Raw genomic sequence first — 21230 nt, 5'->3', positions numbered from 1 at the left:
GCGTCGACGTGCTGGAGCCGACCTTCCGCTGAGCCCCCACCCGCGCAGAGGCCCGCCCCCACCCCCTGGGGCGGGTCTCTGCCCTGTCAGGGCCGGTCGTCCGGGTCGGCGGGGTCGTCGCGGGCGCGGGCCGTGCGCTCGGCGGCCTGGACGGCGGACTCGGCGGCCCGGCGGAGCTGGTGCCCGGCATGCTGGACGGCCCGCACATGCTTCGGGGGCAGGTGCCGGCTCGCGCCGCGGTGCCGCCGCCAGTGCTCGCGGGCGCGGGCCCGGTGCTCGACCCGCAGATTCTCGATGAGGCGGTCGATGTCCATCGACACCTCGCCGTACAGCGGCCACAGGTCCCCGGCGGCGGCCCGCTCGTGCAGCTCGCGGGTGAGCCGGGCGCGGCGCTCGCGGGCCACGTCGACGCGCATCTCCAGGTCGTGCTCGGCGAGGAAGGGCCGGGCGTCGCGGGCCAGGTCGGAGCGGGCAAGCCGCCCGTAGGCCGCGATGCTCGCGGCGATGCCGGCGAGCGCGTCGCCGAGGTCGCGGCGCAGCGCCGGGTCGGTCAGCAGCCGGCCCCGCTCGCCGAACCCCTCGTCGTCGGCGAGCGACCGGGTCAGCCCGCGCAGCGAGAGCATGAAGTGCTCCATCGTCTCCATGGCGTTGCGCAGCGCGACGCCGGCGTCGACGAGGCGGCGCGCCCGCGGGTTCAGCTTGACGCTCTCCTCGGCGGCGCCGAGTTCGCGGTCGGTCCGGCCGAGCTCGCGGGCCAGCCGCTCCGCGGCGTCCTGCCAGCGGGCCGCCTCGCCGTCGGCGCGCTCGCCGCGCAGCCCGTCCGCGATGGTCGCGATCAGCTCCCGCAGCCTCTCGGCGATGTCCTGGACGGCCTCCTCCGCGGGCCGCACCCGCACCGACGGGAACAGCAGCGTCGCCGCCAGCCCGGTGGCGGCGCCGATCAGCGTCTCCAGCACGCGCTCGGCCGCGCCGGCCTCGCTCGCCGCGCCCAGCGCGAAGATCAGCATCGCGGAGATCGGCACCTCCAGCACATGCTCGCCGAGCCGCAGGACGTGCCCGATGACGAGCGCGGCGAGGATGGTGAGGCCGAGCGTCCACCAGGAGAACCCGATGGTGCTGGACGCCATCACCGCGACCAGCACCCCCGAGGTGACCGCGGCGACCCGCAGGACGCTCGCCTTGATCGTCTGGACGACGGAGAACTGCACGACGAGCAGCGCGGTCAGCGGGGCCAGCAGCGGCTGCGGCCCGCCCGGCGGCAGGACGGCGACCGCCAGCACGAACGCCAGCACGGCCGTGAGCGTCAGCCGGGCGATGCGGTAGGCCGCGGACCGCACTTCGGTCGCCACGCGGAGCGGCGAGCGGCCGGGGCGGTCACCCCGGTCGGACCGGCGGCGCAAGAGCGGGAGCGACATGCCGTGTGTCTTTCCCGCGCGCCGGCAATATTGCGGCAAAGCCGCGAATGCGTGGCAGGTCACGTCCGCGGGAGCGGGGGTTCACGTCCTCCGGCGGGCGCGGAACGCGGCGACGTTCGTCCGGTTCGCGCACGCCTCCGTGCAGAACCGGCGGCGCCCGGCCCGGGACGTGTCGGCGTACACCCGGTCGCAGCCGTCGGCGGCGCAGACGCCGGTCCGGCCGAGCCCGTACTGGACGACCAGCTCGGCGAGGTTCATCAGCGTGGTCGCGCGGAACCGGTCGGGGAGCCGGGACGAGGGCGGCGCGTAGTGCATGTGCAGCCCGTGCGGCTCGTGGTCGGACAGGTGCGGGTGCATGGGGATCTCCAGCATGAGCCGGTTCAGCAGCTCCGTCGCGTCCCGGAGGCGGGCCGCCTCGAAGAACGGGCGCAGGACGCGGCCCCAGCGGCGGAAGTCCTCGGCGTCGGCGTCGTCGAACTCCTGCCAGAAGAACTCGTTGTCGCGCAGGAGGCGGCGCAGCGCGCCGGCGGAGTCGTCCCCGCCCGTGGCGGTCACGGCGTTGACCAGTGCCACCGCGGCAGACACGCCGTGGCTCCCGTACCCAGTGACGCGCATCGCCCGTGCCTCCGGTCCCGCTCGGCTGCCGTAAATGTCTTCTCGGTTATAAGCCTTACACGCATCGTCCCGAGGATGCGCGGTGGAATGCCCGCGGGCGCCGGGGCGCCGGGGCGTCGGAAGCCCGCCCCCGACCGGCCCTAGTGCCGCCATCGGGTGACGGCCGCGATGTGCTCCGGCGTCGCCCCGTCGAAGAGCGCGATCTCTCCTCGCCGGACGGTCGCGACCGTGTCGGCCACCGCCTCGCCGAGCGCGTCCCGCAGGACGCCGTCGGCCTCGAACGCGGCGACCGCCTCGTCCAGCGAGGCGGGCAGCGGCACGATGCCCCGCGCCGAGCGCTCCTCCTCCGGCAGGTCCGCCGGGTCGGCGTCGACGGGCTCGGGCAGCCGCAGGCCGGCGCCGAGGCCGTCCCGCCCGGCCGCGAGCAGCGCGGCGAGCAGCAGGTACGGGTTGGCGGCGGCGTCCAGGCACTTGACCTCCAGGTTCGCCGCCGTCGCCCGCTCGCCCTCGGCGCCGGTGACGAAGCGGAGCGCCGCCTCGCGGTTCTCCAGCCCCCAGCACGCGAACGCGCTCGCCCAGTGCGAGGGGACGAGCCGCAGGTAACTCGCCACCGCGGGCGCGCCGACGGCCAGCAGCGCCGGCAGCCGGCGCAGGATCCCGGCGGCGAACGCCTCCCCGGCGGCCGTCATCCCGCACGGGCCGGAGCCGCCCGCCATCGCGTTCGCCGGGCCGTCGCCGGTGTCCTCCCGCCACAGGCTGAGGTGGACGTGCCCGCCGTTGCCGACCGAGCCGGCCTCGACCTTGGGGGAGAACGACGCGGCCAGCCCGTGCTCGATCGACACCGCGCGGATCGTCTCCCGGACCAGGACGGTGGTGTCGGCCGCGCCGAGCGGGGCCTCGGCGGCCACCGACACCTCGTACTGCCCGGCCGCGTACTCGGGGTGCAGCTGCACGACCGTGACGCCCGTCCTCTGCAGCGCCCCGAGGACGTCCCGCAGGTAGCCCGCCAGCTCGGTCACCCGCGTCATCCCGTAGGCGGGGCCCTTGCAGGCGGGCGCGAAATCGTCCCCGCCGCCCCTGGACACCGCCCACTCGACCTCGAACGCCGCCTTCACCGACCAGCCCCCCGCGGCGAGCCGGTCGGTCTCGCGGCGCAGCACGGCGCGCGCGTCGAGCGGGTGCGGCGTGCCGTCCTGCGCGTACCGGAGCGCGGGCGCGTGCGCCCAGCCGGGCAGCGCCGCCATCGGCACGAGCCGCTCCAGGACGGGATGGAGCCGCAGATCGCCGGCCGGGCCGCCGATGTACCGGCCGGACACGATCGAGTCGTCCAGCAGGAACACGTCGAAGACCGGCGACATCCCCACGCCCCACGCGGCGGCGAGCTCCAGCCGCTCCACCGGGACGGTCTTGGCGCGCGTGATGCCGCTGACGTCCACCCAGGTCAGCGCGACGGCGACGACGCCCTCCCCGGCCAGCCTGCGGGCCGCCTCGGCGGCCCGCCCGCCGAGGCGCGTGCGTTCGCGCCCGCCCAGCGCGTACGCCTCCAGGCCGGTGCCGCCCGCGGCGGTCTCAGGGGTCTGTTCCACGGTGTTGCTCCCGGTCGGAGTGGCGGCGGAGGACGCGGGCACGGCCCGTAAGGGCATCGTAGGGAGAACACCGGCTTGTTTCTGGGAGGCGGGCGCCGTGCTGGAGTACCTGGAGTCGCTGCCGCTGGTCGACCACCACTGCCACGGCGTCCTCGACCGCGATCTCGGCCGGGCGGAGTTCGAGGAGTCGCTGACCGAGGCGGAGACGGCGGGCCCGCCGGGCGCGAGCATGTTCGACACGCAGGTCGGGTTCGCGCTGCGCCGCTGGTGCCCGCCCGTCCTGGACCTGGAGGCGCACGCGGAGCCGGAGGCGTACCTGGCGCGCCGCGCCGAGCTGGGCGCGGCCGAGGTGAACCGGCGCTTCCTGGCCGCGGCCGGGCTGGCGGCGCTGTGCGTGGACACCGGGTACGCCCCGCGGTCGATCCTCGGCCCGGACGCCCTCGGGCGGCTCGCCGGGGCGGCGGCCCACGAGATCGTCCGGCTGGAGGCGGTCGCCGAGCGGGTCGCGGCGGACGGCACCGCCGCCACCGGGTTCGCCGACGAGGTGCGGGGCCGGGTCGCCGCCCGGGGCGCGGTGGGCGCCAAGTCGATCGCCGCCTACCGGGCCGGGCTGGAGCTGTCCGGCGCGCGGCCGTCCGACGCCGAGGTGGCGGCCGCGGCCGGGCGGCTGATGCGCGCGGCGGAGGCGGGCGGGACGCAGCCGCGCGTCTGCGACGAGGTCCTGCACCGCTTCCTCGTCTGGTGCGCCGTCGACGCGGGCCTGCCCGTCCAGTTCCACGTCGGGTACGGGGACGTGGACGCCGACCTGCGCCGCGGCGACCCGCTGCTGCTGATCGGGCTGCTGCGCGCCATGGACCCCGTCCCGGCGATGCTGCTGCACAACTACCCGTTCCACCGGCACGCCGGCTACCTCGCGCAGGTGCTCCCGAACGTGTACGTGGATGCCGGGCTCGCGACCCACAACCTCGGGCACCGCGCGCCCGCGCTGATCGCCGAGCTGCTGGAGCTGGCGCCGTTCGGGAAGGTGCTGTACTCCTCGGACGCGTTCGGGCTCGCCGAGCTGTACCACCTGGGCGCGCTGCTGTTCCGGCACGGCCTCGCCGGGTTCCTCGCCGGCGGGGTGGAGGACGGCGCGTGGACGTCCCGGGACGCCGAACGCGTCGGGGGAATGATCGCGTCCGGCAACGCCCGCCGCGTCTATGGTCTGTGAAAGACGATCTTTTGGGAGGAAGCCGTCATGGCCGCACGTGCACGCCTGCTCGTCATCGGGGCGGACGCCGCCGGGATGAGCGCCGCGTCCCAGGCTCGCAAGCGGCGCGGCCCGGACGAGCTGGAGGTCGTCGCCGTCGAGCGCGGCCACTACGCGTCCTACTCGGCGTGCGGCATCCCGTACTTCGTCGGCGGCGTGGTCGCCGGCCTGGACGAGCTGATCGCCCGCACCCCCGCCGAGTTCCGCGACCGCGGCATCGACGTGCGGCTGCGCACCGAGGCCGTGGAGATCGACACGGACGGGGGCCGGGTGCGCGTCCGCGACGTGGACGGCGGCGGCGAGCGCTGGGAACCCTACGACGACCTCGTCGTGGCGACCGGCGCCGCTCCCGTCCGGCCGCGGCTGCCCGGGGCCGGCGCGGACGGGATCCACGGCGTCCAGGTCCTCGACGACGGGGTGGCGATCGTCCGCGTCCTCGAAGAGCGCGCGCCGCGCCGAGCGGTCGTGGTGGGCGGCGGCTACATCGGCCTGGAGATGGCCGAGGCGATGGTGATGCGCGGACTGGAGGTGTCCCTGGTGGACGCCTCCGACCAGCCGATGGGAAGCCTCGACCCGGACATGGGCGCGACCGTCGCGGACGCGATGCGCGGCCTCGGCGTGCGGCTGTACCTGGGCGAGCCCGTCGAGGGATTCGACACCGGGCCGGACGGGCACGTCACCGCCGTCCGCACCGGCGCCCGGACGCTCCCGGCGGACCTGGTCGTCCTCGGGCTCGGGGTGCGGCCCGAGTCGCGGCTGGCCCGCGAGGCGGGCATCGAGACCGGCCCGACCGGCGGGATCGTCACCGACCGGCGCATGCGGACCCGGACCGAGCGGGTGTGGGCGGCGGGCGACTGCGTCGAGAACCGCCACCTGGTGTCCGGCGGCCCGGTCGCGATCCCGCTCGGCACGCACGCCAACAAGCAGGGACGCGTCGCCGGCGTCAACATCGGCGGCGGCTACGCCACGTTCCCCGGCGTGGTCGGCACCGCCGTGTCCAAGATCTGCCAGTGGGAGGTCGCGCGGACCGGGCTGAACGAGCGGGAGGCGGCCGCCGCCGGGTTCGCCGCGCTGAGCGTCGTCGTCGAGTCGACCACCCGCGCGGGCTACCACCCGGACGCCACCGCCATGCGGACGAAGCTGATCGCCGAGCGGCGGTCCGGGCGGCTGCTCGGCGCGCAGATCGTCGGCGAGGAGAACGCCGCCAAGCGGATCGACGGCCTCGCCATCGCGCTGTGGAACCGCATGACGGTCGAGGAGATGACCGGCCTCGACCTCGGCTACGCGCCGCCGTTCGCGCCCGTGTGGGACCCGGTCCTGATCGCCGCCCGCAAGGCCGCCGACGCCGTCGAGGAGGACATGCGCGCCCGTTCCTGATCGCCTTGCCGGTGACCGCCGCGCCGGTCTGACGACCCTGGCCGCCCCCGCAGGCCCCTAGGCGAAGCGGCTGCTCGGCACCGGGCCGGGGGAGCGCGGCGCGTCCCTCGGTCCGGTGAGCCACAGCCCGCGGACGGCGCGGACGAGCGAGACCAGGGCCTCGTCGGGGTCCGGCGGCGCGCCGTCCTCGTCGAACGGCTCCGGCGCCGCGCGGACGATATCGGCGGCCAGTTCCTCGGCGGGACGCTCGTCCGGCGGCACGGTCTCGGTCCCGCCGCCGGGCGACATCCGCAGCCGCTCGCCCCACGGCGGCTTCACGACCTGGTGCAGGAACCCGGTGACGTCGGCGCCGACCATCGGCGGGTCGGTCCAGCAGGACGCGTGCTCGAACAGCACCTGCCCCTCGGCCCGCTCACGCAGGCCCCTCGCCTCGGTCTCGCTCAGGCCGGTCCCGTTCAGGTCGTAGGCGACCACGAGCGCGCCGGGACGGCCGGGGGCGAACGGCTCGGCGGGCAGCCCGAGCACCTGGGCGGCGGCCAGCCCGAGGGCACGGCTGGACCGGTCGGGGAGCAGGCCGACCGACGCCGGCCGGCGTCCCGCCGCGTCCAGGATCAGCCGCAGCCGGTCCAGGCTCCGCCGGCACGTCTCGAAACCGTCGGACATGTAGGCGAACCGCCCGGTCATGCCGTCGTGGAACCCGTACGGCGAGATCGTGACGAGAACGCTCCCGCCCAGCGCGAAGTGCCAGCCGCGCAGGTCCGTGCCGTCCAGCGGGGCGACGGCCCGCGCCGCCCGCGTTCGCGCGAGGATCCGGGTGAGCCGGTCGTGGGCGGGCAGCCAGTCCCGGTCCGCGGGCGCGGGCAGCCGAGCGGCCTCCCGCTCCGCCCGGGGCACGTCGCCGGCGAACAGCGCGTTGTGGGCGAGCAGGTAGCGCGCGGGCCACGGGTCCAGCGCGTCGACGCGCGGCTCCAGGGCCGCGACCGCCTCGGCGTGCCGGTTCTCCCGCTCCAGCGCCGAGACGAGTTCCATGAGGAGGACCGGCTCGTCCGGCATCATCTCCACCGCGCGCCTGAGCGGCGGAACCGCCAGGAACGGGATGCCGCGCTCGACGCACGCGTACCCGAAGTCGTAGAGCTCCTGCGGCTCCTGGCGCGCGGCCAGCGCCGCCGCGGCGTCCCGCATGTCGTCGAATCCGGACAGCGCGGCCGCGCCTTCCATGAGGCGCGCCACCTCGCGCAGGTCCATGCCGTCCGCGTTGAACCGGAGATGCCGGATCAGTCCGGCGATGTCGCCGCTTTCCAGAAGTGCCCGTGCGTCACTCATGGGCGGCCACGCTACATGCGGGCGCTACCGGTGATCACGTCTTTTTCCCGTGCCTTCGAGGGCCCGGAGGACGTCGGCCACGAGATCATCGGTGTCCTCGATGCCGGCGGAGAAGCGGATGAACCCCGGTTCGACGGCGTCGCCGCCCCAGCGTCCGCGCCGTTCCGCCGAGCTGTGCGCGCCGCCGAAACTGGTGGCCTGCATGACGAGCCGCAGCGACCCGAGGAACCTCTCGGCGGCCTCCGCGTCCGGCAGGGTGAAGGACACGACGCAGCCGAACCGGCGCATCTGCCGGGCCGCGACCTCGTGGGACGGGTCGTCCGGCAGTCCCGGATACCTGAGCCCGGCGACCCTTCCCCGCAGCGCCTCCGCCAGCGCCAGCGCGTTGGCGGACTGCCGCTCCAGCCTCAGCTGGAGCGTGGCGAGCGACCGGTGCGCCAGCCAGGCCTCCATCGGCCCCGGAACGGCGCCCACGGTCTTGCGCCAGAGCCGGATCCCCTCGGCCAGTTCCGGAACACGCGTCGCGACATGACCGAGCAGCAGATCCCCGTGCCCGGTCAGCGCCTTGGTGCCGCTCGCGACCGAGAAATCGGCGCCCAGGTCCAGCGGGCGCTGCCCCAGCGGCGTGGCGAGCGTGTTGTCCACCGCGACCAGCGCTCCCGCCGCATGCGCGGCGTCCGCGATCCGCGCGATGTCGCACACGTCCAGCCGCGGATTGGACGGCGTCTCCAGCCAGACCAGCCGCGCGCCGTCCAACGCCGCGAGCTGCGCGTCCCCGGCGGTGGGCGCCATCCGCACCACCGCCCCGTAGGACTCCAGCCGCTCTTTCAGCGCGCGCGTCGTCAGGTAGCAGTCGTCGGGGAGGACGACGACGTCCCCGGTCCGCACCTGCGACAGGATGACGGCGGACACGGCGCCCATCCCGGACGAGAACGAGACGACCTCGGCGCCGCTCTCCAACTCGCCGATCGCCCGCTCCAGCAGCGACCATGTCGGGTTGGAGTCGCGCCCGTACAGGTAGGGTCCGGACGCCTCTCCGGCCAGGTGGTAGTGCGCCGCGAACACCGGGCCCGGCAGCGGGGGAGCGTAGTTCTCCGCGCCCGGCAGCCCGGCCCCTACGGCCAGCGTCCCGTCCCCGATCTCCATCCGCGCCTCCTCTGCAATGCCGGACCCCATCGTCGCGCACCCCTCCGCCGGGCCGCCGGGAGGGTCGGTCGATCTCCCGGCGGGGACCCGGTCAGGCGCCGCGGAGGGAGTCGCCGATGCTCCGGGCGATCTCGGACTCCTCGATGCGGCCGAGCGCTTCGAGGGCGACCGACTTGTTGTAGTGGTCGTTCCACGAGTCGGGGCCGTTGTCGATGGCGTAGTCGATGACGGGCAGCGCCTCCTCGCAGCGGTCCAGCTTGACCAGCGCCGCGCCCTTGACGCTGTGGGCGCTCGCGAGGTCGTACCGGCCAGCGCCCACGGCGGTTCCGGAGGTGAGCAGGGCGATGGCCCGGTCGATGACGGCGAGGGCCTCGGCGTCGCGGTCGCCGTCCAGGAGGAGGACCGCCCGGTTGACCTGCGGCGCGGGGTAGCGCGGCTGGACGGCGATGGTCTCCTCGTAGGCGGCGAGCGCCTCGGCCGCGCGTTCCATGAGGGAGAGCGCGCGGGCCTTCTCGAACCGGGACGGCACGTCGGACGGGTTGAGCCGGATCGCCTCGTCGAACGCGGCGATCGCCTCGGCGTGGCGTCCGGACTCGGCGAGGGCGACGCCGCGCCAGTGGTGGGCCGTGGCGTACCCGGGGCGGAGCCGGACGGCCTCGTCCAGGTCCCGCAGCGCGTCCTCGAAGCGGCCGGACTCGATCGCGGCGACGGCCCGGTCGTGGTGCCCGACCTCGGCTGGGCGGGGGCGGCCGCTGAGCTGCTCCAGCCGCCGGCCGGGGAGGAGCTTCCCGCCGCAGTGCGCGCAGCGGGGCGCGCGGAACGCCGAGCCCGGGGCGTGGCAGCGGTCGCAGAAGTTCTTGCCGCAGTCGCCGCAGATCATGAACTCGATCGCGAAGCCCTCGGGATCGTTGCGGGCGGCCGGGTTGCCGCCCGGGATCTTCGACACCGAGATGAGGCGGGTGCAGGCCCAGCCGGAGCAGCTGAGGATCATGGGGGTGCCTTTCCGTTCTCGAACGTGTGGTCCCAGTCGAATTCCCAGGCGCGCATCACATGGTCCCGGTCGCGGGACACCGCGAGGTGGCCGTCGGCGCTGAGGCCGACCCAGGTGACGGCGGCCGCGTGCGCCTTGAGGGTGTGCAGGCAGCGCCCGGACGGGACGTCCCAGACGCGCAGGTTCCCGTCCGGCCCGCCGGAGACCGCGAACCGGTCGTCGGCGCTCCGCGCCAGGCAGGTGACCGGTTCGGGCGGGTGGTGCAGGAGGCGTTCGGCGCGCAGGTCCCAGACGCGCAGGGCGCTGCGGGGGCCGACGGTGGCGGCGAGGGAGCCGGAGGCGTCCACGTGGATGGACGCGAGCTCCTCCGGCGCGCCCCGGACGTAGCCGGTGCCTTCGCCGGTCGTCCCGTCCGAGGTCCAGAGGGTGCCGACCGTGTGGCCGCATGTCACGACCGTGCGGCCGTCGGCGCTCATGGCGGCCGGGGACTGGCCCGGCAGGACGCGCGAGCGCCGGTCTCGGAGCCGCCAGAGCGTCACCACGCGGCGCATGTCCCACGCCAGGAGGGTTCCGGCGCCGGGGCCGAAGCGCAGGGAGAGCACGACTCCGCTGTGTCCCCTGAGGACGTGCCTGCGCCTGCCCTTGGCGAGGTCCCAGACGCGGACGGCGCCGTCCTGGTCGCCGGATGCCGCGAGCCGCCCGTCCGGGCTCACCGCCAGCGACCTGACGTCGGCCTTGTGGCCGCCGAGGACGCGCAGGCACTCGCCGGACGCCACCTCCCACACGCGGACCTTCCCGTCGCTCGCCCCGGTCAGCAGCCGGCGCCCGTCCGGGGTGAAGGCGACGCACTCGACGGACATGCCGCCCACCTGGAGCGTGTGCAGGAGGTCGCCGGACACGGCGTCCACGAGCCACACGATCGACCAGCCTCCGAACGCCACCGCCAGGACGCCGCCGGAGCTCAGCACTGCGGCGCTCACCGACCTGCGCTCCGTGCCGGGGAGCTCGGATCCCTGCCAGGCGCCCAGCAGGTCCGTCCGGCGGCCGTGCCGCCCCACCTCGCGCCACAGGCGGAGCAGGTCGCGGTTCCGCTCGTGGCCGGGGACGTTCCGGGCGGCGCGCAGTTCCGCCCCGGCCCGCGCCCAGTCCCCGGCGTCCGCGAGCCGCCGGGCGCGGGCGACGGCCAGGCCGGCCGCGTCGGCCTCCCGGGCCAGTTCCGCCGCCGTCCGCGGACGCGCGTGGCTCCAGGGGGCGAGCGGCCCGGGGTCCGTGAGCCGCCACGCGTGGACGGCCGGGCCGCCCGGCGCGGTGAGCGCGTGCCGGCCGTCGTCGCTCAGCGCCGCCGTCCCCGTGAGGGCGCCCTCGTCCTGCAGCGTGCGGACGCCCCGCCCCTCCTCCAGGTCCCACAGCCGCAGGCCGTCGGGGCCGGTCGACAGGGCGAGCGTGCCGTCGCCGCTGACGGCGAACCGGGTGTCGGGGCTGACCGGCCGCTCCAGGGCGCGCAGCGGACGCCCCGCCACGGCGTCCCAGACGCGCAGTTCCGCCTCGGTGGCGGCGAGCGCGACCCGTCCTCCCGCACTGAGCGCGACGCGGGCCCGCGGCATCGACGTCGTCCGGACGAGCATGCCCGTGGCCGCGTCCCAGACGCGCAGGCGCATGGTGGTGGGCTCCCACCTGACGACATGCCCTTCGTCCGTCAGCGCGACGGCTCCGCCGAGGGCGCGCGGGAGGTCCTGTTCCCGCTGCAGGGTGCGGACGCAGTGACCGCCGCCGGTGTCCCACAGCCGGACGGCCCCGCCTTCCGTGGCCGTCGCCAGGAGCGAGCCGTCCGGCGCGAACGCGAGCGCGTCGACGCGGCCGGCGTGGCCGCCGAGCCGGTGCAGCCGGGCTCCGGACCGGACGTCCCAGACGAGCACGGCGCCGTCCGCGCCGCCGGAGGCCGCGAACCGCCCGCAGGGGCTCAGCGCGACCGCGGCCACCCCGCCCGCGAGCCCGGCGGAGTGCGCGGGCAGCGTGTGGACGCAGCGTCCGGCCGCCAGGTCCCAGATCCGCACGGTGCCGCCCTCCGCGCCGGGCGGGGGCGGGTTCGAGGCGTCCCGGCCGCCGCTCACCGCCAGCCCGGCGCCGGCGCCGAGGGCGACGGCGCCGACCGGGTTGGCGTGGCCCGCGAGGACGACGGGCGGCGGCGCGCCGGGCAGCCGCCGTGCGCTCCGCAGCGCGGCGGCCGGCTCCGGAGCGTCCGGCGCCCGCCCGGCGGCGGACTCCAGCAGCGCCACCGCCTCGGCCGCGGCGCCGCGCTCCAGGTGGACGAGCCCGAGCAGGTGGTCGCCGATCCAGTCGTCCCGGTGCGTCGCGCGGACCTGCTCCAGATCGCCGATGAGCTGCGCGTCCGTCATCCGGCCGGTGCGCCACAGGCGCAGCCCCCGGTTGAAGACGGCGTGCGGGTGGTGGGGATCGGCTTCCAGCGCCCGCGCCCACAGCGCCTCGGCCTCCGCGGGGTGGCCGAGGTCGAGCATGGACAGCGCCTGGTTCGACAGCCCGTCCGCGAGCAACGTCGCGGGCGCCGGCCGCTCCCGGGGATAGGGCGTACCGGTGACCTGCGCGTACACGGTGGCGAGCGCCTCGGCCAGCTCGTCCATCCGGTCGGGGCGCGACGACGGGTCCGGCCGGAAGCACGCGCGCAGCACGTCGGCGAGGCCGGGCGGCAGCACACCGGCGGCCCGCACGGCGAACTCCTCGAACGCCCGTCCGCCCTCCGCGCCCGACCGCACCGGCGGGCCGCCGGTGAACATCGCCAGCACGCTGAGCGCCCACGACCACACGTCCGTCGCGCGGGTCAGCGGCGCCCGGTCGCCCGCCGCCGCCCGCGCCTGCTCGGGGGAGCAGTACGCCGGGGTGAGGCCCGCGAAGCTGACCAGGGGGTCGGCGTCCGGGCGCGGGACGCCGTCCTCGCCCGCCCGGATCCGGGCCTTCGCCAGCCCGAAGTCGGTGACCTTGACCGTCCCGTCCGGGGTGAGCATCACGTTGGCGGGCTTCACGTCCTGGTGGACGAGCCCGTGCCGGTGCGCGTGGTCCAGGCCCCAGGCGAACTGGACGGCGACGTCGACGATCCGCCCGGTGGCGCCGCGCGGGTCGGGGCCGCGCAGCCGCCCCTCCCTGATCGCGTCGGCGAGGCTGCCGCCGCCGACCCATTCGGCGAACACCCCCGGCAGCGCGCCGAGCCGGCGCACGTAGGCGCAGTTCACGATGTGCGGGTGCAGGCCGAGCCCGACCCAGGTCTCCGCCTCGTCCTCGAAGCCCCGCAGCGCGTGCTCGGATCCGACCAGCTCGGGACGGGGGACCTTCATGGCGAGCTCGGCGTCCCAGCCCCGGTGCCGGACCCGGTAGACCAGCCCCATGCCGCCGGTGGCGACCACGTCACGCACCTCGTACAGATCGAGCACGACATCGCCGCGCCGCCACGTCGCGTCGATCATGTTGGAGATCCTACGGATTTGTCGGCCCGCCCCTCTACCGTTGGGCGCCATGGAAGCCGCTCTCGACGCCCCGCCCCCGGCCGGCCGCGACCCGCTCGACCGCGTCCTGGCCGAGGCCCTCGCCGCCTGCGCCGAAGCCGCGCACCGCGGCCTCCTGCACCTCCCGCCGGGCCTGCGGGAGCGCATCGCCCGCGCCGGTGAGGACCTGGACCGCGCCGGCCTCCGCGCCGCCGCCGGGACCCTGGCGGCCCTCGCCGGCGCGCTCACCGCCGACGACCCGCGCCGCGCCGCCGGCGCCTGGGCCACCGCCTGCATCCGCCTGCTGGCGACCGCCGAACTCCGCTGACCGGCGGTCACCCCGGAGCCGCTCGCGCCGCCGCCGCACCGCACGCCGTTCCACCCGCGCGGGCCGCGAGGGCTCAGGCGCGGCAGGTCAGCGGACGACCGCCGTTGTAGGTGATCATGTCGCCGAGGGCGGCGGCCAGGTCGATCTCGCCGCCCGGTTCCAGGCCGTTCAGCTCGGCGTAGGCGCGGTGCAGGTTGCCGACGAGGCGCTCGGCGTCGGTCAGCTCCGCGTACGGGCCGATGTCGGCCTCGCGTGCGGCCTCCAGCGGGGTCAGCCCGGCCGGCCCGGCCTCGGCGGCCGTCGCCTGCACGAACCGCGCGTAGCCGACGACGCGGTCGATCAGCTCCGGGCCGCCGACCGGGCCGTGGCCGGGGACGATCGTCTCCGCGCCGAGTGGCGCGACGACCTCTTCCAGCACCCTGATGGCCCCGGCGACCGAGCCCTGCATGAGGAAGGGGGTGCCGCCGTTGAAGAGGAGGTCGCCGCAGAACAGGACGCGGCGCTCGGGGATCCAGACGATGGAGTCGTTGGTCGTGTGCGCGGGCGTCCCGACGTGCCGGACCTCGCAGCGCAGGTCGTCCACCCAGAGGGTCACGCCGTCGGTGTAGGTGAGGAACGGCGGCTCGACCTCGATGCCGCCCCAGTCCACCTTCGTCCAGAACGGCTCGTCGAACGGCCTGCCCCAGGCGAGCGCGCCCTCCCGCGTCCCCTCGTGGCCGACGATGGTCGCGCCCGCGAACAGGTAGTTGCCGAACGTGTGGTCGCCGTGGTGGTGGGTGTTGACCAGCGTCCGGACGGGCCGGTCCGTCACCGACCGGATCGACTCCAGGTACGCGCGGGTGCGGCGCTCGGTCGAGCAGGCGTCGACGCTCACCACCCCGCGCGTACCGGCGAGGAATCCGGTGTTGTTGATCCACCAGGTGCCGTCCGGCTGCACGTAGGCGAAGATCCCCTCCGAGACCTCCTGCAGGCGGGGGCTTCCGGGGCCGTCGAGGCCGGGTGCGTCGCTCATGCGACCGGCAGTGTAGCCCCGGTCAGTACTCCGGCAGCGTGGTCAGCACCTGCGGACGCGGCGACGACCTGCGCGCCGACGGCTCCTGCGTGCCGGCCGAGCGCAGCACCTCGCCGGCGCCGAGCACGGCCGCGTCGCCGGTGTCGTCGCCGAGCCGCGCCTCCAGCCCGGTACGGTCCCGGATCAGCCGGTCCAGGCCGGGCAGCCGGGCGCACCCGCCGCTCAGCGTGATGCCGACCGACAGCAGGTCGCCGGAGATCTCCGGGGCGCAGCCGGTGAGGCCGGCGCCGATCGCGTCCACGATCTCGGCGACCGGCCCGGCGATCGCGCGGCCGACGTCCAGCGTGGTGAGGACGATCTCGCGCGGCATGCCGGTCGCGATGTCGCGGCCGGTCACGACGGTCTGCTTCACCGGACGCCGGCCGAGCGGCGGCACCGCCCCGACCGCCAGCTTCGCCTCCTCGGCGGCCGTCCGCGACAGCGTCACCTGGTGCTCGCGCCTGACGAGCGCGACGATCGCCTTGTCCAGCGACGACCCGCCGACGTGCGCGGTGTGCGAGGTGACGAGCCCGCCGAACGCGATGACGCCGACGTCGGTGACGTCCGCGCCGATGCAGGCGATGACGGCGATCTCGGGACGGGTGGAGGAGGTCATGCCCATCCCGATGGCGGCGGCGATCGGCGTCGGCACGAGCGTGAGCCGCCGCGCGCCGGCCTGGTAGGCGGAGAACTGCAGGGCCCGGTAGTGGACGGACGTCATCCCGCTCGGGACGGTGACGACGAGCCGGGGACGGGCGGTGTAATGGCGCCGGTGGTGGCGGCGGACCAGGTGCCGCATCAGGTACTCGGCCTCGTCGGTCTCCGTGGGCGCGCCCTCGCGGATCGGCCGGACGAGGGTCACGTCGGGGTTGCGCCCGGCCATCTGCCGCGCGGGCCGGCCCAGTGCCAGGATGTGCCCGGTCTCCCGGGACCGTGCGAGCACGGACGGCTCGCGGCACACGACGCCGCGGTCCCGCACGTGCATCCGCACGGTGTCGCTGCCCAGGTCGATAGCGGTGTCACGGCCCGCGAAGTCCCACATCGCGTCCCTCCCAATCGCCCCGAAAGTCGCAAGAGTCTTGTTGATGCCCTTGCGCTCGGCGGCGATGCCCACGGCCGGGTAAGCGAATCGCAACGTCATCGCGACCAGAGATCCGGCATGTCCGGAACGCGGCCCGCCACCCGGCGCCCGCCCGGCGCCGAGCACCGGGCGGGCACCAAGACATCCTGTGGCGGAGATCATGCGGGCCCGGCGCCGCGCCGGGCCGTCCGGCCGTCGCGCATGACGACGAACGTCCCGGCCGGCCCGCCGACGACCCCCAGAACCGCGCCCGCGACCGGTGAGTGTCCGTATCGCTCGGGTGCGGGGGAAGCCGTGTATCGAAGCGAAATGATTGTGAATCGTGTTTTAGCGTGCTTCCATGGCCGCATGGCTCACCACGCGCTCGACTTCGCCGCCGCGACGGACATCGGGCGGCGGCGGAAGGTGAACGAGGACTCGGCGCTCGCCGGTCCGCGGCTCCTCGCCGTCGCCGACGGGATGGGCGGCCACCCGCACGGCGACGTCGCCAGCCGGACGGCCGTCACGGCACTGGCCGGTCACGCGCTCGGTGGCGACCCGGCCGCCGGCCTCGCCGCCGCCGTGGCCGGCATCGCCGCGCGCCTGGACGAACTCGGACGGCAGAAGCCCGAACTGGCCCACATGGGCACGACCCTGACCGCGATGGCCTGGGACGGGACGCGGTTCGCGATCGCCCACATCGGCGACTCCCGCGCCTACCTGCTGCGCGCCGGCGAGCTGGTCCAGCTCACCCGCGACCACACGATGGTGCAGTCGCTCGTGGACGCGGGCCGGCTCACCCCGGCCGAGGCGGCCCGGCATCCGCAGCGGTCGGCACTGGTCAGGGCGCTGCAGAGCGAGCAGAGCGGCGAGCCCGACGTGTTCCGGCACGACGCCCGGCCCGGCGACCGGTACCTGCTGTGCTCCGACGGCGTGTCAGGGCCCGTCCCGCCCGAGGCGCTCAGGGACGCCCTCGCCGCAGCGGCGCGCCCGGCGGACGCCGTCGCCCGCCTCGTCGACCTCGCCCTCCGCGCGGGCGGGCCCGACAACATCACCTGCGTCGTCGCGGACGTCGTCCCGGCCGGCGGCGCCCCCGAACGCGAGCCGGTGCTGCTCGGCGCCGCGGCGCCGGACGCCGGCCCCGGGCCCCTCGCCCGGCTCGCCCGCCGGCTCCGCCGCGCATGAGCGGGGGCGACCCGGCGGTCACCGCGGGCGACATCGCCCGGCTGGCCGGCGTGGGGCGCGCGACGGTCAGCAACTGGCGCCGCCGGCACGGCGACTTCCCGCGCCCGGCCGGCGGGACGGCCGCGAGCCCGCTGTTCTCGCTCGCCGAGGTCGAGGACTGGCTCCGCCGCAACGGCAAGCCGTTCGAGGTCTCCCTCGCCGACCGGACCTGGCAGCGGCTGCGCGCGTCCGGCGACGACTTCCGGCTCGCCGACCTCGTCGGCTGGGCCGGGCTGCACCTGCTGGACTCGGGCGGGGACGCCGCGAAGATCCCCCCGCCCGACCTCGAACCCGGCGACCCCGGCCTTCCCGGCGCGCTCGACGGCCTCGCCGCCGAGCACGGCCGCGCCGCCGCGTTCGAGTCGCTCGTCGAGCGCTACGTGCGGGCGCACTCGCGGCGGCTCGTCGTCACCTCGGCGGACGTGGCCCGGCTGATGACGCGCCTGGTGTGCCGCGACGGCGGTACCGTCCTCGACCCCGCCTGCGGGCTCGGGACCCTGCTGCTGGCGGCCCCCGGCGCGCGGCGCGCGCTCGGCCAGGAGGCCGACCCGTCCGCCGCGCGCATCGCCGCGGTCCGGCTGCTGCTCGCCGGGACGCCCGCCGAGATCGTCGCCGGCGACTCGCTGCGCGCCGACGGCTTCACCGGCGAGGCCGCCGACGCGGTCGTCTGCGACCCGCCGTCCGGCGACCGCGGCTGGGGCCACGCGGAACTGGCCGGCGACCCGCGCTGGGAGTACGGGCTGCCGCCGCGCGGCGAGCCGGAGCTGGCCTGGGCGCAGCACTGCCTCGCCCGCGTCCGCCCCGGCGGGCGCGCCGCGGTGCTGATGCCGGCGGCCGCCGCGAGCCGCCGGCCCGGCCGCCGCGTCCGCGGGAACCTGCTGCGGGCCGGCGCGCTGCGGGCCGTGATCACGACCGCGCCCGGCGGTCCCGACCTGTGGCTGCTGCGGCGGCCCCGCCCCGGTGAGCGCCCGCCCGCCGCCGTCCTGCTGCTGGACGCCGAGGGCGACCTCGCGCGCGCCGAGCACGAGCTGGAGCGGCACCCGGACGGCGCGTTCTCCGTGCCGGTCCTCGACCTGCTGGACGACGAGGTCGACGTCAGCCCGTCCCGGCACCGCCCCCGGCAGACCGCCGAGGCGTTCGGCCGCCGGTACACCGAGGTCTCGGAGCGGCTGCGCGCGGCGTCGCCCGCCCCGCCCGCCCTCGGACTGCGGGACGACCCGCGGCCGGTGCCGGTCACCACGCTCGCCGAGCTGGCCCGGGCCGGCGCCGTCGCGGTCAGCCACGCGCCCGCCCGGCCGCCGGCCGGCGGCGACGTCCCCGTCCTCACCGTGCACGACCTGACCACCGGGAGCGGCCCCTCCGCGACGGCCGCCGCCGGCCCCGGCCTGATCATGCTGGACGCCGGGGACGTCGTCGCCACCGCCGCCGGATCGGCGCGCGTGATCGAGGAGCCCGGCACCGCCCTCGGCCCCTATCTGACGCGCTACCGCCCGGACCCCGAACGGCTCGACGCGCACTTCCTCGCGGGCGTCCTCACGTTGGCGCGCGTCCGCGGCAGCAGCGCCTCGTCGAGTCGCACGGACCTGCGCCGCACCCGCGTCCCGCGGCTCTCCCTGGACCGCCAGCGGGCGTACGGCCGCGCGTTCCGCGAGCTGATCGGCCTGACCGAGACCTTGCGCGAGATGTCCGCGCTGGGGGAGGCCCTGGTCCGGCTGAGCTTCGACGGCCTGCTGGACGGCGCTCTCGTCCCCGAGGAGGACTCCGTTCACGGCGGTGCCCGCCCGCGGACGGCGCTGTAGCGTCCGGCGCTCTAGCGTCCGGCGCCGAGGCGATGGACGGACCGTCCCGGCGCGGGGTGCCCGGCGCCGGGACGGCCGCTCTGGATCATGGAGCGACGTATCTGGCCCATGGGCGGTTCCACATGGGGAACGGTCGTCGCTGGTGCTCGGGAGCCATGGCTCGCGGCCTCGGGTCGGGCCTCGTCTTCGAGGCCGCCTCGCCGCGCGGCGGCGCGGCCGCGGAATCGCCCGGCTTCTTCGGGGCGGGGCCGCCGGGTGGCGCGGCCTGTTTCGCCGGGGTGTGTCCGGGGGCGGTCATCGGGGGATTGTCGTGTTTCTTGGGCAACGTATCGGAAGGTGGCGGAATCTGGGGGGTCCGCTCCTTATCTGGCGGCTTCTGGTCCGCTCTCTTCTGCGTGCTCATCCGGTCGATCTTCTCGACCAGCTCCCGGACGGAGGGCGCCCATTCGCGGTAGGCGGGCGCGCCGGGCCGTACCGCGCCGGCGAACTGTTTCTTCCGCCATTTGGAAATCTTGTCGATCCGGACCCGCGCGCCGGAGTGCGGCGCGTGCAGGAAGCGTTTGTGCCCGACGTAGAGGCCGACGTGGCCGCGGCCGTGGAAGAAGACGAGGTCGCCGGGTTCGAGGTTCCGGTACTTCACCTTCCGGTCGACCTTGCGGTACTGGGCGTAGGTGACGCGCGGCAGCCTCACACCGGCCCTGCGCCACGACGCCATCGCCAGCCCGGAGCAGTCGTAGCCGCTCGGCCCGTCGGCGCCCCACCGGTACGGCTTGCCGATCTGCTTCCGCGCGAACCGGAGCGCCTTCTTCGCCTTCTTGCGCTGGGAGGCCTCGCGCGTCCGGTACGCGTCGTACGCCTTGACCTTCTGCAGCATGGCGGAGTCCAGGTGCAGGCTCCGCAGTGCCGACGGGTTGAGCGCCGCCGTGGCGGGCGCGCCGAGCGGGACCGCCAGCGCGAGCCCGGTCACCGTCGCGGTGACGGCCGCGCGGAGCGTTCCCTGTTTTCGGCCGTCCGCGCGGGTGCGGCCGCTAGGGCCGTCGATCGCTTCGTTTCCGGCGGCGTCGTCGTGCGAGTGGCGTCCGATGGACATTATCCGTTCTCCCCGTTCCCCATTGCCGGGTGGTACTCCGCAGGTGATCATCATCCTGCCGTGAGTTCGGGTACCCGTTGATCGCCGCGGAATTGAGAGAACCGGCCGATTTTACATGATCATGACGCGGAATTGGAGGCGCGCTTCAGTGTCTTTGATCAAGCGGTCAGATGGGCCAGCGATTTCAGCGGCACGGGCAGCCAGGCCGGCCGGTTCCGCGCCTCGTACCGCACCTCGTACACGGCCTTCTCGAATTCGAAGGCGTGCATCAGCACCGAATGCGCGGCCGGGTCGGCGCCGCCGGCCGCCGCGTAGCCGCGGCAGAACGCCGCCCTGTTCCGCGCGGCCCAGGCGTGCGCCCGCGTCTCCAGGTGCGGCCCGGACTCGGTCGGGACCGTGCCGGCCTTGGTGATGAGGAAGCGCGCCGCGTACTCGAAGGAGCGCAGCATCCCGGCGACGTCCCGCAGCGGGTGCGCCAGGGCGCGGCGCTCGCTCTCCGCGCGGGCCGGCTCGCCCTCGAAGTCCAGCAGCGCCCAGCCCGACTCGGTGCGCAGCACCTGGCCGAGGTGGTAGTCGCCGTGCACGCGCTGGACCGGCATCGGCTCCGCCCGCGCGGCCAGGTCGAGGAACGCCGCGGTGAGCGCCTTCGCGTGCGGCGCGAGGCCGGGCACGGCCCGGCAGGTGGCGGTCAGCTCGGCGTTCATCCGCGCGGCGAGCGCGCGCACCTCGTCCCCGGGGACGACCGTCACGCCGAACGCGTCGGCCAGCGACCGGTGCACCCGCGCCGTGGCGGCGCCGAGCCGTTCGGCCTCGGCCGCGAAGTCGCCGCCGGCGGCGCTGGAGTCCAGCTCCGCCCACTCGTCCCCGGACGGCAGCGGGTAGGCGAACCAGTCGCGCACGCTCGCGATCGCCAGGCTCCAGCCGTCCGCGCCGGTGTGCAGGTAGTCCGACAGGAGCCCGAGCGTGACCGGCTCCGCGCCGGGACCGCCCGGTTCGAACTCGATCCAGCCGTGCACGGCCGGGACGTGCGTGCAGCCGGCCTGGGTCAGCGCGAGGTTGACCTCCAGGTCGAGGTTGACGCCGCGGCTGAGCCGCCGGAACAGCTTGCAGATGTAGGCGTCGCCGAACAGCAGCGAGGTGTTGCTCTGCTCGGCGGTGATGGGCAGGCTCGCCAGGTCGGTGCGGATGCGGGCGCCGGCCAGGTGCTTGAACCGCAGCGGGCCGATGGACGCCTCGTCCGCCAGGGCGTCCAGCAGCGTCCGGGTCAGCTCCGGGTCGTGGGCGGCGTCGTACAGCCGCGGCCCCGCACTCCGCGTCTCGCGGCCGATCTCCACGTGCCGGAGCCGGTCGGGCAGGTGCCGGCGGACGCCGAGGAGGAGCTGGTAGTGGTCGGTGGCGCCGTTCTGGCGGACGTCGAGGACGAGGTGGTGGAGGGCGGGGTCGCCGGAGCGGAGTTCGGTGGCGGTGCCGATGGACAGCTCG

Annotated in this window: 16 protein-coding genes; 5 read left to right on the top strand and 11 right to left on the bottom strand. The window is 75.9% G+C overall.

The window, feature by feature from the left end:
- Window positions 1-86 precede the first annotated feature (86 nt).
- From SM611_RS35640 to SM611_RS35630, 3 genes are all read right to left on the bottom strand, one after another.
- Window positions 87-1415, bottom strand: coding sequence for an FUSC family protein (locus SM611_RS35640; protein WP_371954800.1), 1329 nt, complete (start codon window positions 1413-1415; stop codon window positions 87-89).
- Between the two features lie 81 nt (window positions 1416-1496).
- Complete coding sequence (locus SM611_RS35635; protein ID WP_371954799.1) at window positions 1497-2000, bottom strand: CGNR zinc finger domain-containing protein; 504 nt, start codon at window positions 1998-2000, stop codon at window positions 1497-1499.
- A 170-nt stretch (window positions 2001-2170) separates the two neighbouring features.
- On the bottom strand, window positions 2171-3616 hold the full coding sequence (locus SM611_RS35630) for a type I glutamate--ammonia ligase (RefSeq protein ID WP_371954797.1): 1446 nt from the start codon (window positions 3614-3616) through the stop codon (window positions 2171-2173).
- A gap of 97 nt (window positions 3617-3713) precedes the next feature.
- Between SM611_RS35630 and SM611_RS35625 the strand changes: the two genes are divergently transcribed.
- Together SM611_RS35625 and SM611_RS35620 are read left to right on the top strand one after the other, a co-directional pair.
- A complete protein-coding gene (locus SM611_RS35625; RefSeq protein ID WP_371954796.1) occupies window positions 3714-4826 on the top strand; it encodes an amidohydrolase family protein in 1113 nt (370 codons plus the stop codon).
- Window positions 4827-4853: 27 nt separating this feature from the next.
- Complete coding sequence (locus SM611_RS35620) at window positions 4854-6242, top strand: FAD-dependent oxidoreductase (RefSeq protein ID WP_371954795.1); 1389 nt, start codon at window positions 4854-4856, stop codon at window positions 6240-6242.
- Window positions 6243-6299: 57 nt separating this feature from the next.
- Here the strand turns inward: SM611_RS35620 and SM611_RS35615 are convergent, their stop codons facing one another.
- The 4 genes from SM611_RS35615 to SM611_RS35600 all read right to left on the bottom strand — a co-directional run bounded on the left by SM611_RS35615 (window position 6300) and on the right by SM611_RS35600 (window position 13178).
- A complete protein-coding gene (locus SM611_RS35615) occupies window positions 6300-7565 on the bottom strand; it encodes a tetratricopeptide repeat protein (RefSeq protein ID WP_371954794.1) in 1266 nt (421 codons plus the stop codon).
- A gap of 24 nt (window positions 7566-7589) precedes the next feature.
- Window positions 7590-8711, bottom strand: a complete 1122-nt coding sequence (locus SM611_RS35610) for a cystathionine gamma-lyase (protein ID WP_371954793.1) — start codon at window positions 8709-8711, stop codon at window positions 7590-7592.
- Window positions 8712-8802: 91 nt separating this feature from the next.
- Complete coding sequence (locus SM611_RS35605; RefSeq protein WP_371954792.1) at window positions 8803-9702, bottom strand: tetratricopeptide repeat protein; 900 nt, start codon at window positions 9700-9702, stop codon at window positions 8803-8805.
- Window positions 9699-13178, bottom strand: coding sequence for a protein kinase domain-containing protein (locus SM611_RS35600; RefSeq protein WP_371954791.1), 3480 nt, complete (start codon window positions 13176-13178; stop codon window positions 9699-9701). Before SM611_RS35600 ends, SM611_RS35605 begins: the two co-directional genes overlap by 4 nt.
- Before the next feature lie 49 nt (window positions 13179-13227).
- Here SM611_RS35600 and SM611_RS35595 point away from each other — a divergent pair, with 49 nt between their 5' ends.
- Complete coding sequence (locus tag SM611_RS35595; protein ID WP_371954790.1) at window positions 13228-13524, top strand: hypothetical protein; 297 nt, start codon at window positions 13228-13230, stop codon at window positions 13522-13524.
- 73 nt (window positions 13525-13597) lie between these two features.
- Here the strand turns inward: SM611_RS35595 and SM611_RS35590 are convergent, their stop codons facing one another.
- Both SM611_RS35590 and SM611_RS35585 read right to left on the bottom strand, forming a co-directional pair.
- On the bottom strand, window positions 13598-14536 hold the full coding sequence (locus SM611_RS35590) for an MBL fold metallo-hydrolase (RefSeq protein WP_371954789.1): 939 nt from the start codon (window positions 14534-14536) through the stop codon (window positions 13598-13600).
- 22 nt (window positions 14537-14558) lie between these two features.
- Window positions 14559-15617: a rod shape-determining protein gene (locus SM611_RS35585; protein WP_371954788.1), complete on the bottom strand. Its 1059-nt coding sequence runs from the start codon at window positions 15615-15617 to the stop codon at window positions 14559-14561.
- A 387-nt stretch (window positions 15618-16004) separates the two neighbouring features.
- On the opposite strand from SM611_RS35585, the gene SM611_RS35580 reads away from it, so the two are divergent.
- Both SM611_RS35580 and SM611_RS35575 read left to right on the top strand, forming a co-directional pair.
- On the top strand, window positions 16005-16820 hold the full coding sequence (locus SM611_RS35580) for a PP2C family protein-serine/threonine phosphatase (protein WP_371954787.1): 816 nt from the start codon (window positions 16005-16007) through the stop codon (window positions 16818-16820).
- Window positions 16817-18658 (top strand): N-6 DNA methylase, encoded by a 1842-nt coding sequence (locus SM611_RS35575; protein ID WP_371954786.1) that lies wholly within the window; start codon window positions 16817-16819, stop codon window positions 18656-18658. Before SM611_RS35580 ends, SM611_RS35575 begins: the two co-directional genes overlap by 4 nt.
- Before the next feature lie 85 nt (window positions 18659-18743).
- Here the strand turns inward: SM611_RS35575 and SM611_RS35570 are convergent, their stop codons facing one another.
- Window positions 18744-19748: a C40 family peptidase gene (locus SM611_RS35570; protein WP_371954785.1), complete on the bottom strand. Its 1005-nt coding sequence runs from the start codon at window positions 19746-19748 to the stop codon at window positions 18744-18746.
- A gap of 158 nt (window positions 19749-19906) precedes the next feature.
- A partial coding sequence (locus SM611_RS35565) for a maltokinase N-terminal cap-like domain-containing protein (protein ID WP_371954784.1) occupies window positions 19907-21230 on the bottom strand: 1324 nt, incomplete at its 5' end.

The organism is Actinomadura monticuli (assembly GCF_041463655.1).
Classification (GTDB): domain Bacteria; phylum Actinomycetota; class Actinomycetes; order Streptosporangiales; family Streptosporangiaceae; genus Spirillospora; species Spirillospora monticuli.
Note: the sequence above shows the minus strand (reverse complement) of the source record. Positions and strands in the feature narration are given on the sequence as shown.

Excerpts from the sequence above, each read along its gene's own strand:
- SM611_RS35580 (WP_371954787.1), top strand. The coding sequence starts at position 16,005 with ATGGCTCACCACGCGCTCGACTTCGCCGCCGCGACGGACATCGGGCGG.
- SM611_RS35590 (WP_371954789.1), bottom strand. The coding sequence starts at position 14,536 with ATGAGCGACGCACCCGGCCTCGACGGCCCCGGAAGCCCCCGCCTGCAG.
- SM611_RS35570 (WP_371954785.1), bottom strand. The coding sequence starts at position 19,748 with ATGTCCATCGGACGCCACTCGCACGACGACGCCGCCGGAAACGAAGCG.
- SM611_RS35605 (WP_371954792.1), bottom strand. The coding sequence starts at position 9,702 with ATGATCCTCAGCTGCTCCGGCTGGGCCTGCACCCGCCTCATCTCGGTG.
- SM611_RS35575 (WP_371954786.1), top strand. The coding sequence starts at position 16,817 with ATGAGCGGGGGCGACCCGGCGGTCACCGCGGGCGACATCGCCCGGCTG.
- SM611_RS35600 (WP_371954791.1), bottom strand. The coding sequence starts at position 13,178 with ATGATCGACGCGACGTGGCGGCGCGGCGATGTCGTGCTCGATCTGTAC.
- SM611_RS35585 (WP_371954788.1), bottom strand. The coding sequence starts at position 15,617 with ATGTGGGACTTCGCGGGCCGTGACACCGCTATCGACCTGGGCAGCGAC.
- SM611_RS35610 (WP_371954793.1), bottom strand. The coding sequence starts at position 8,711 with ATGGAGATCGGGGACGGGACGCTGGCCGTAGGGGCCGGGCTGCCGGGC.
- SM611_RS35640 (WP_371954800.1), bottom strand. The coding sequence starts at position 1,415 with ATGTCGCTCCCGCTCTTGCGCCGCCGGTCCGACCGGGGTGACCGCCCC.
- SM611_RS35595 (WP_371954790.1), top strand. The coding sequence starts at position 13,228 with ATGGAAGCCGCTCTCGACGCCCCGCCCCCGGCCGGCCGCGACCCGCTC.
- SM611_RS35615 (WP_371954794.1), bottom strand. The coding sequence starts at position 7,565 with ATGAGTGACGCACGGGCACTTCTGGAAAGCGGCGACATCGCCGGACTG.
- SM611_RS35620 (WP_371954795.1), top strand. The coding sequence starts at position 4,854 with ATGGCCGCACGTGCACGCCTGCTCGTCATCGGGGCGGACGCCGCCGGG.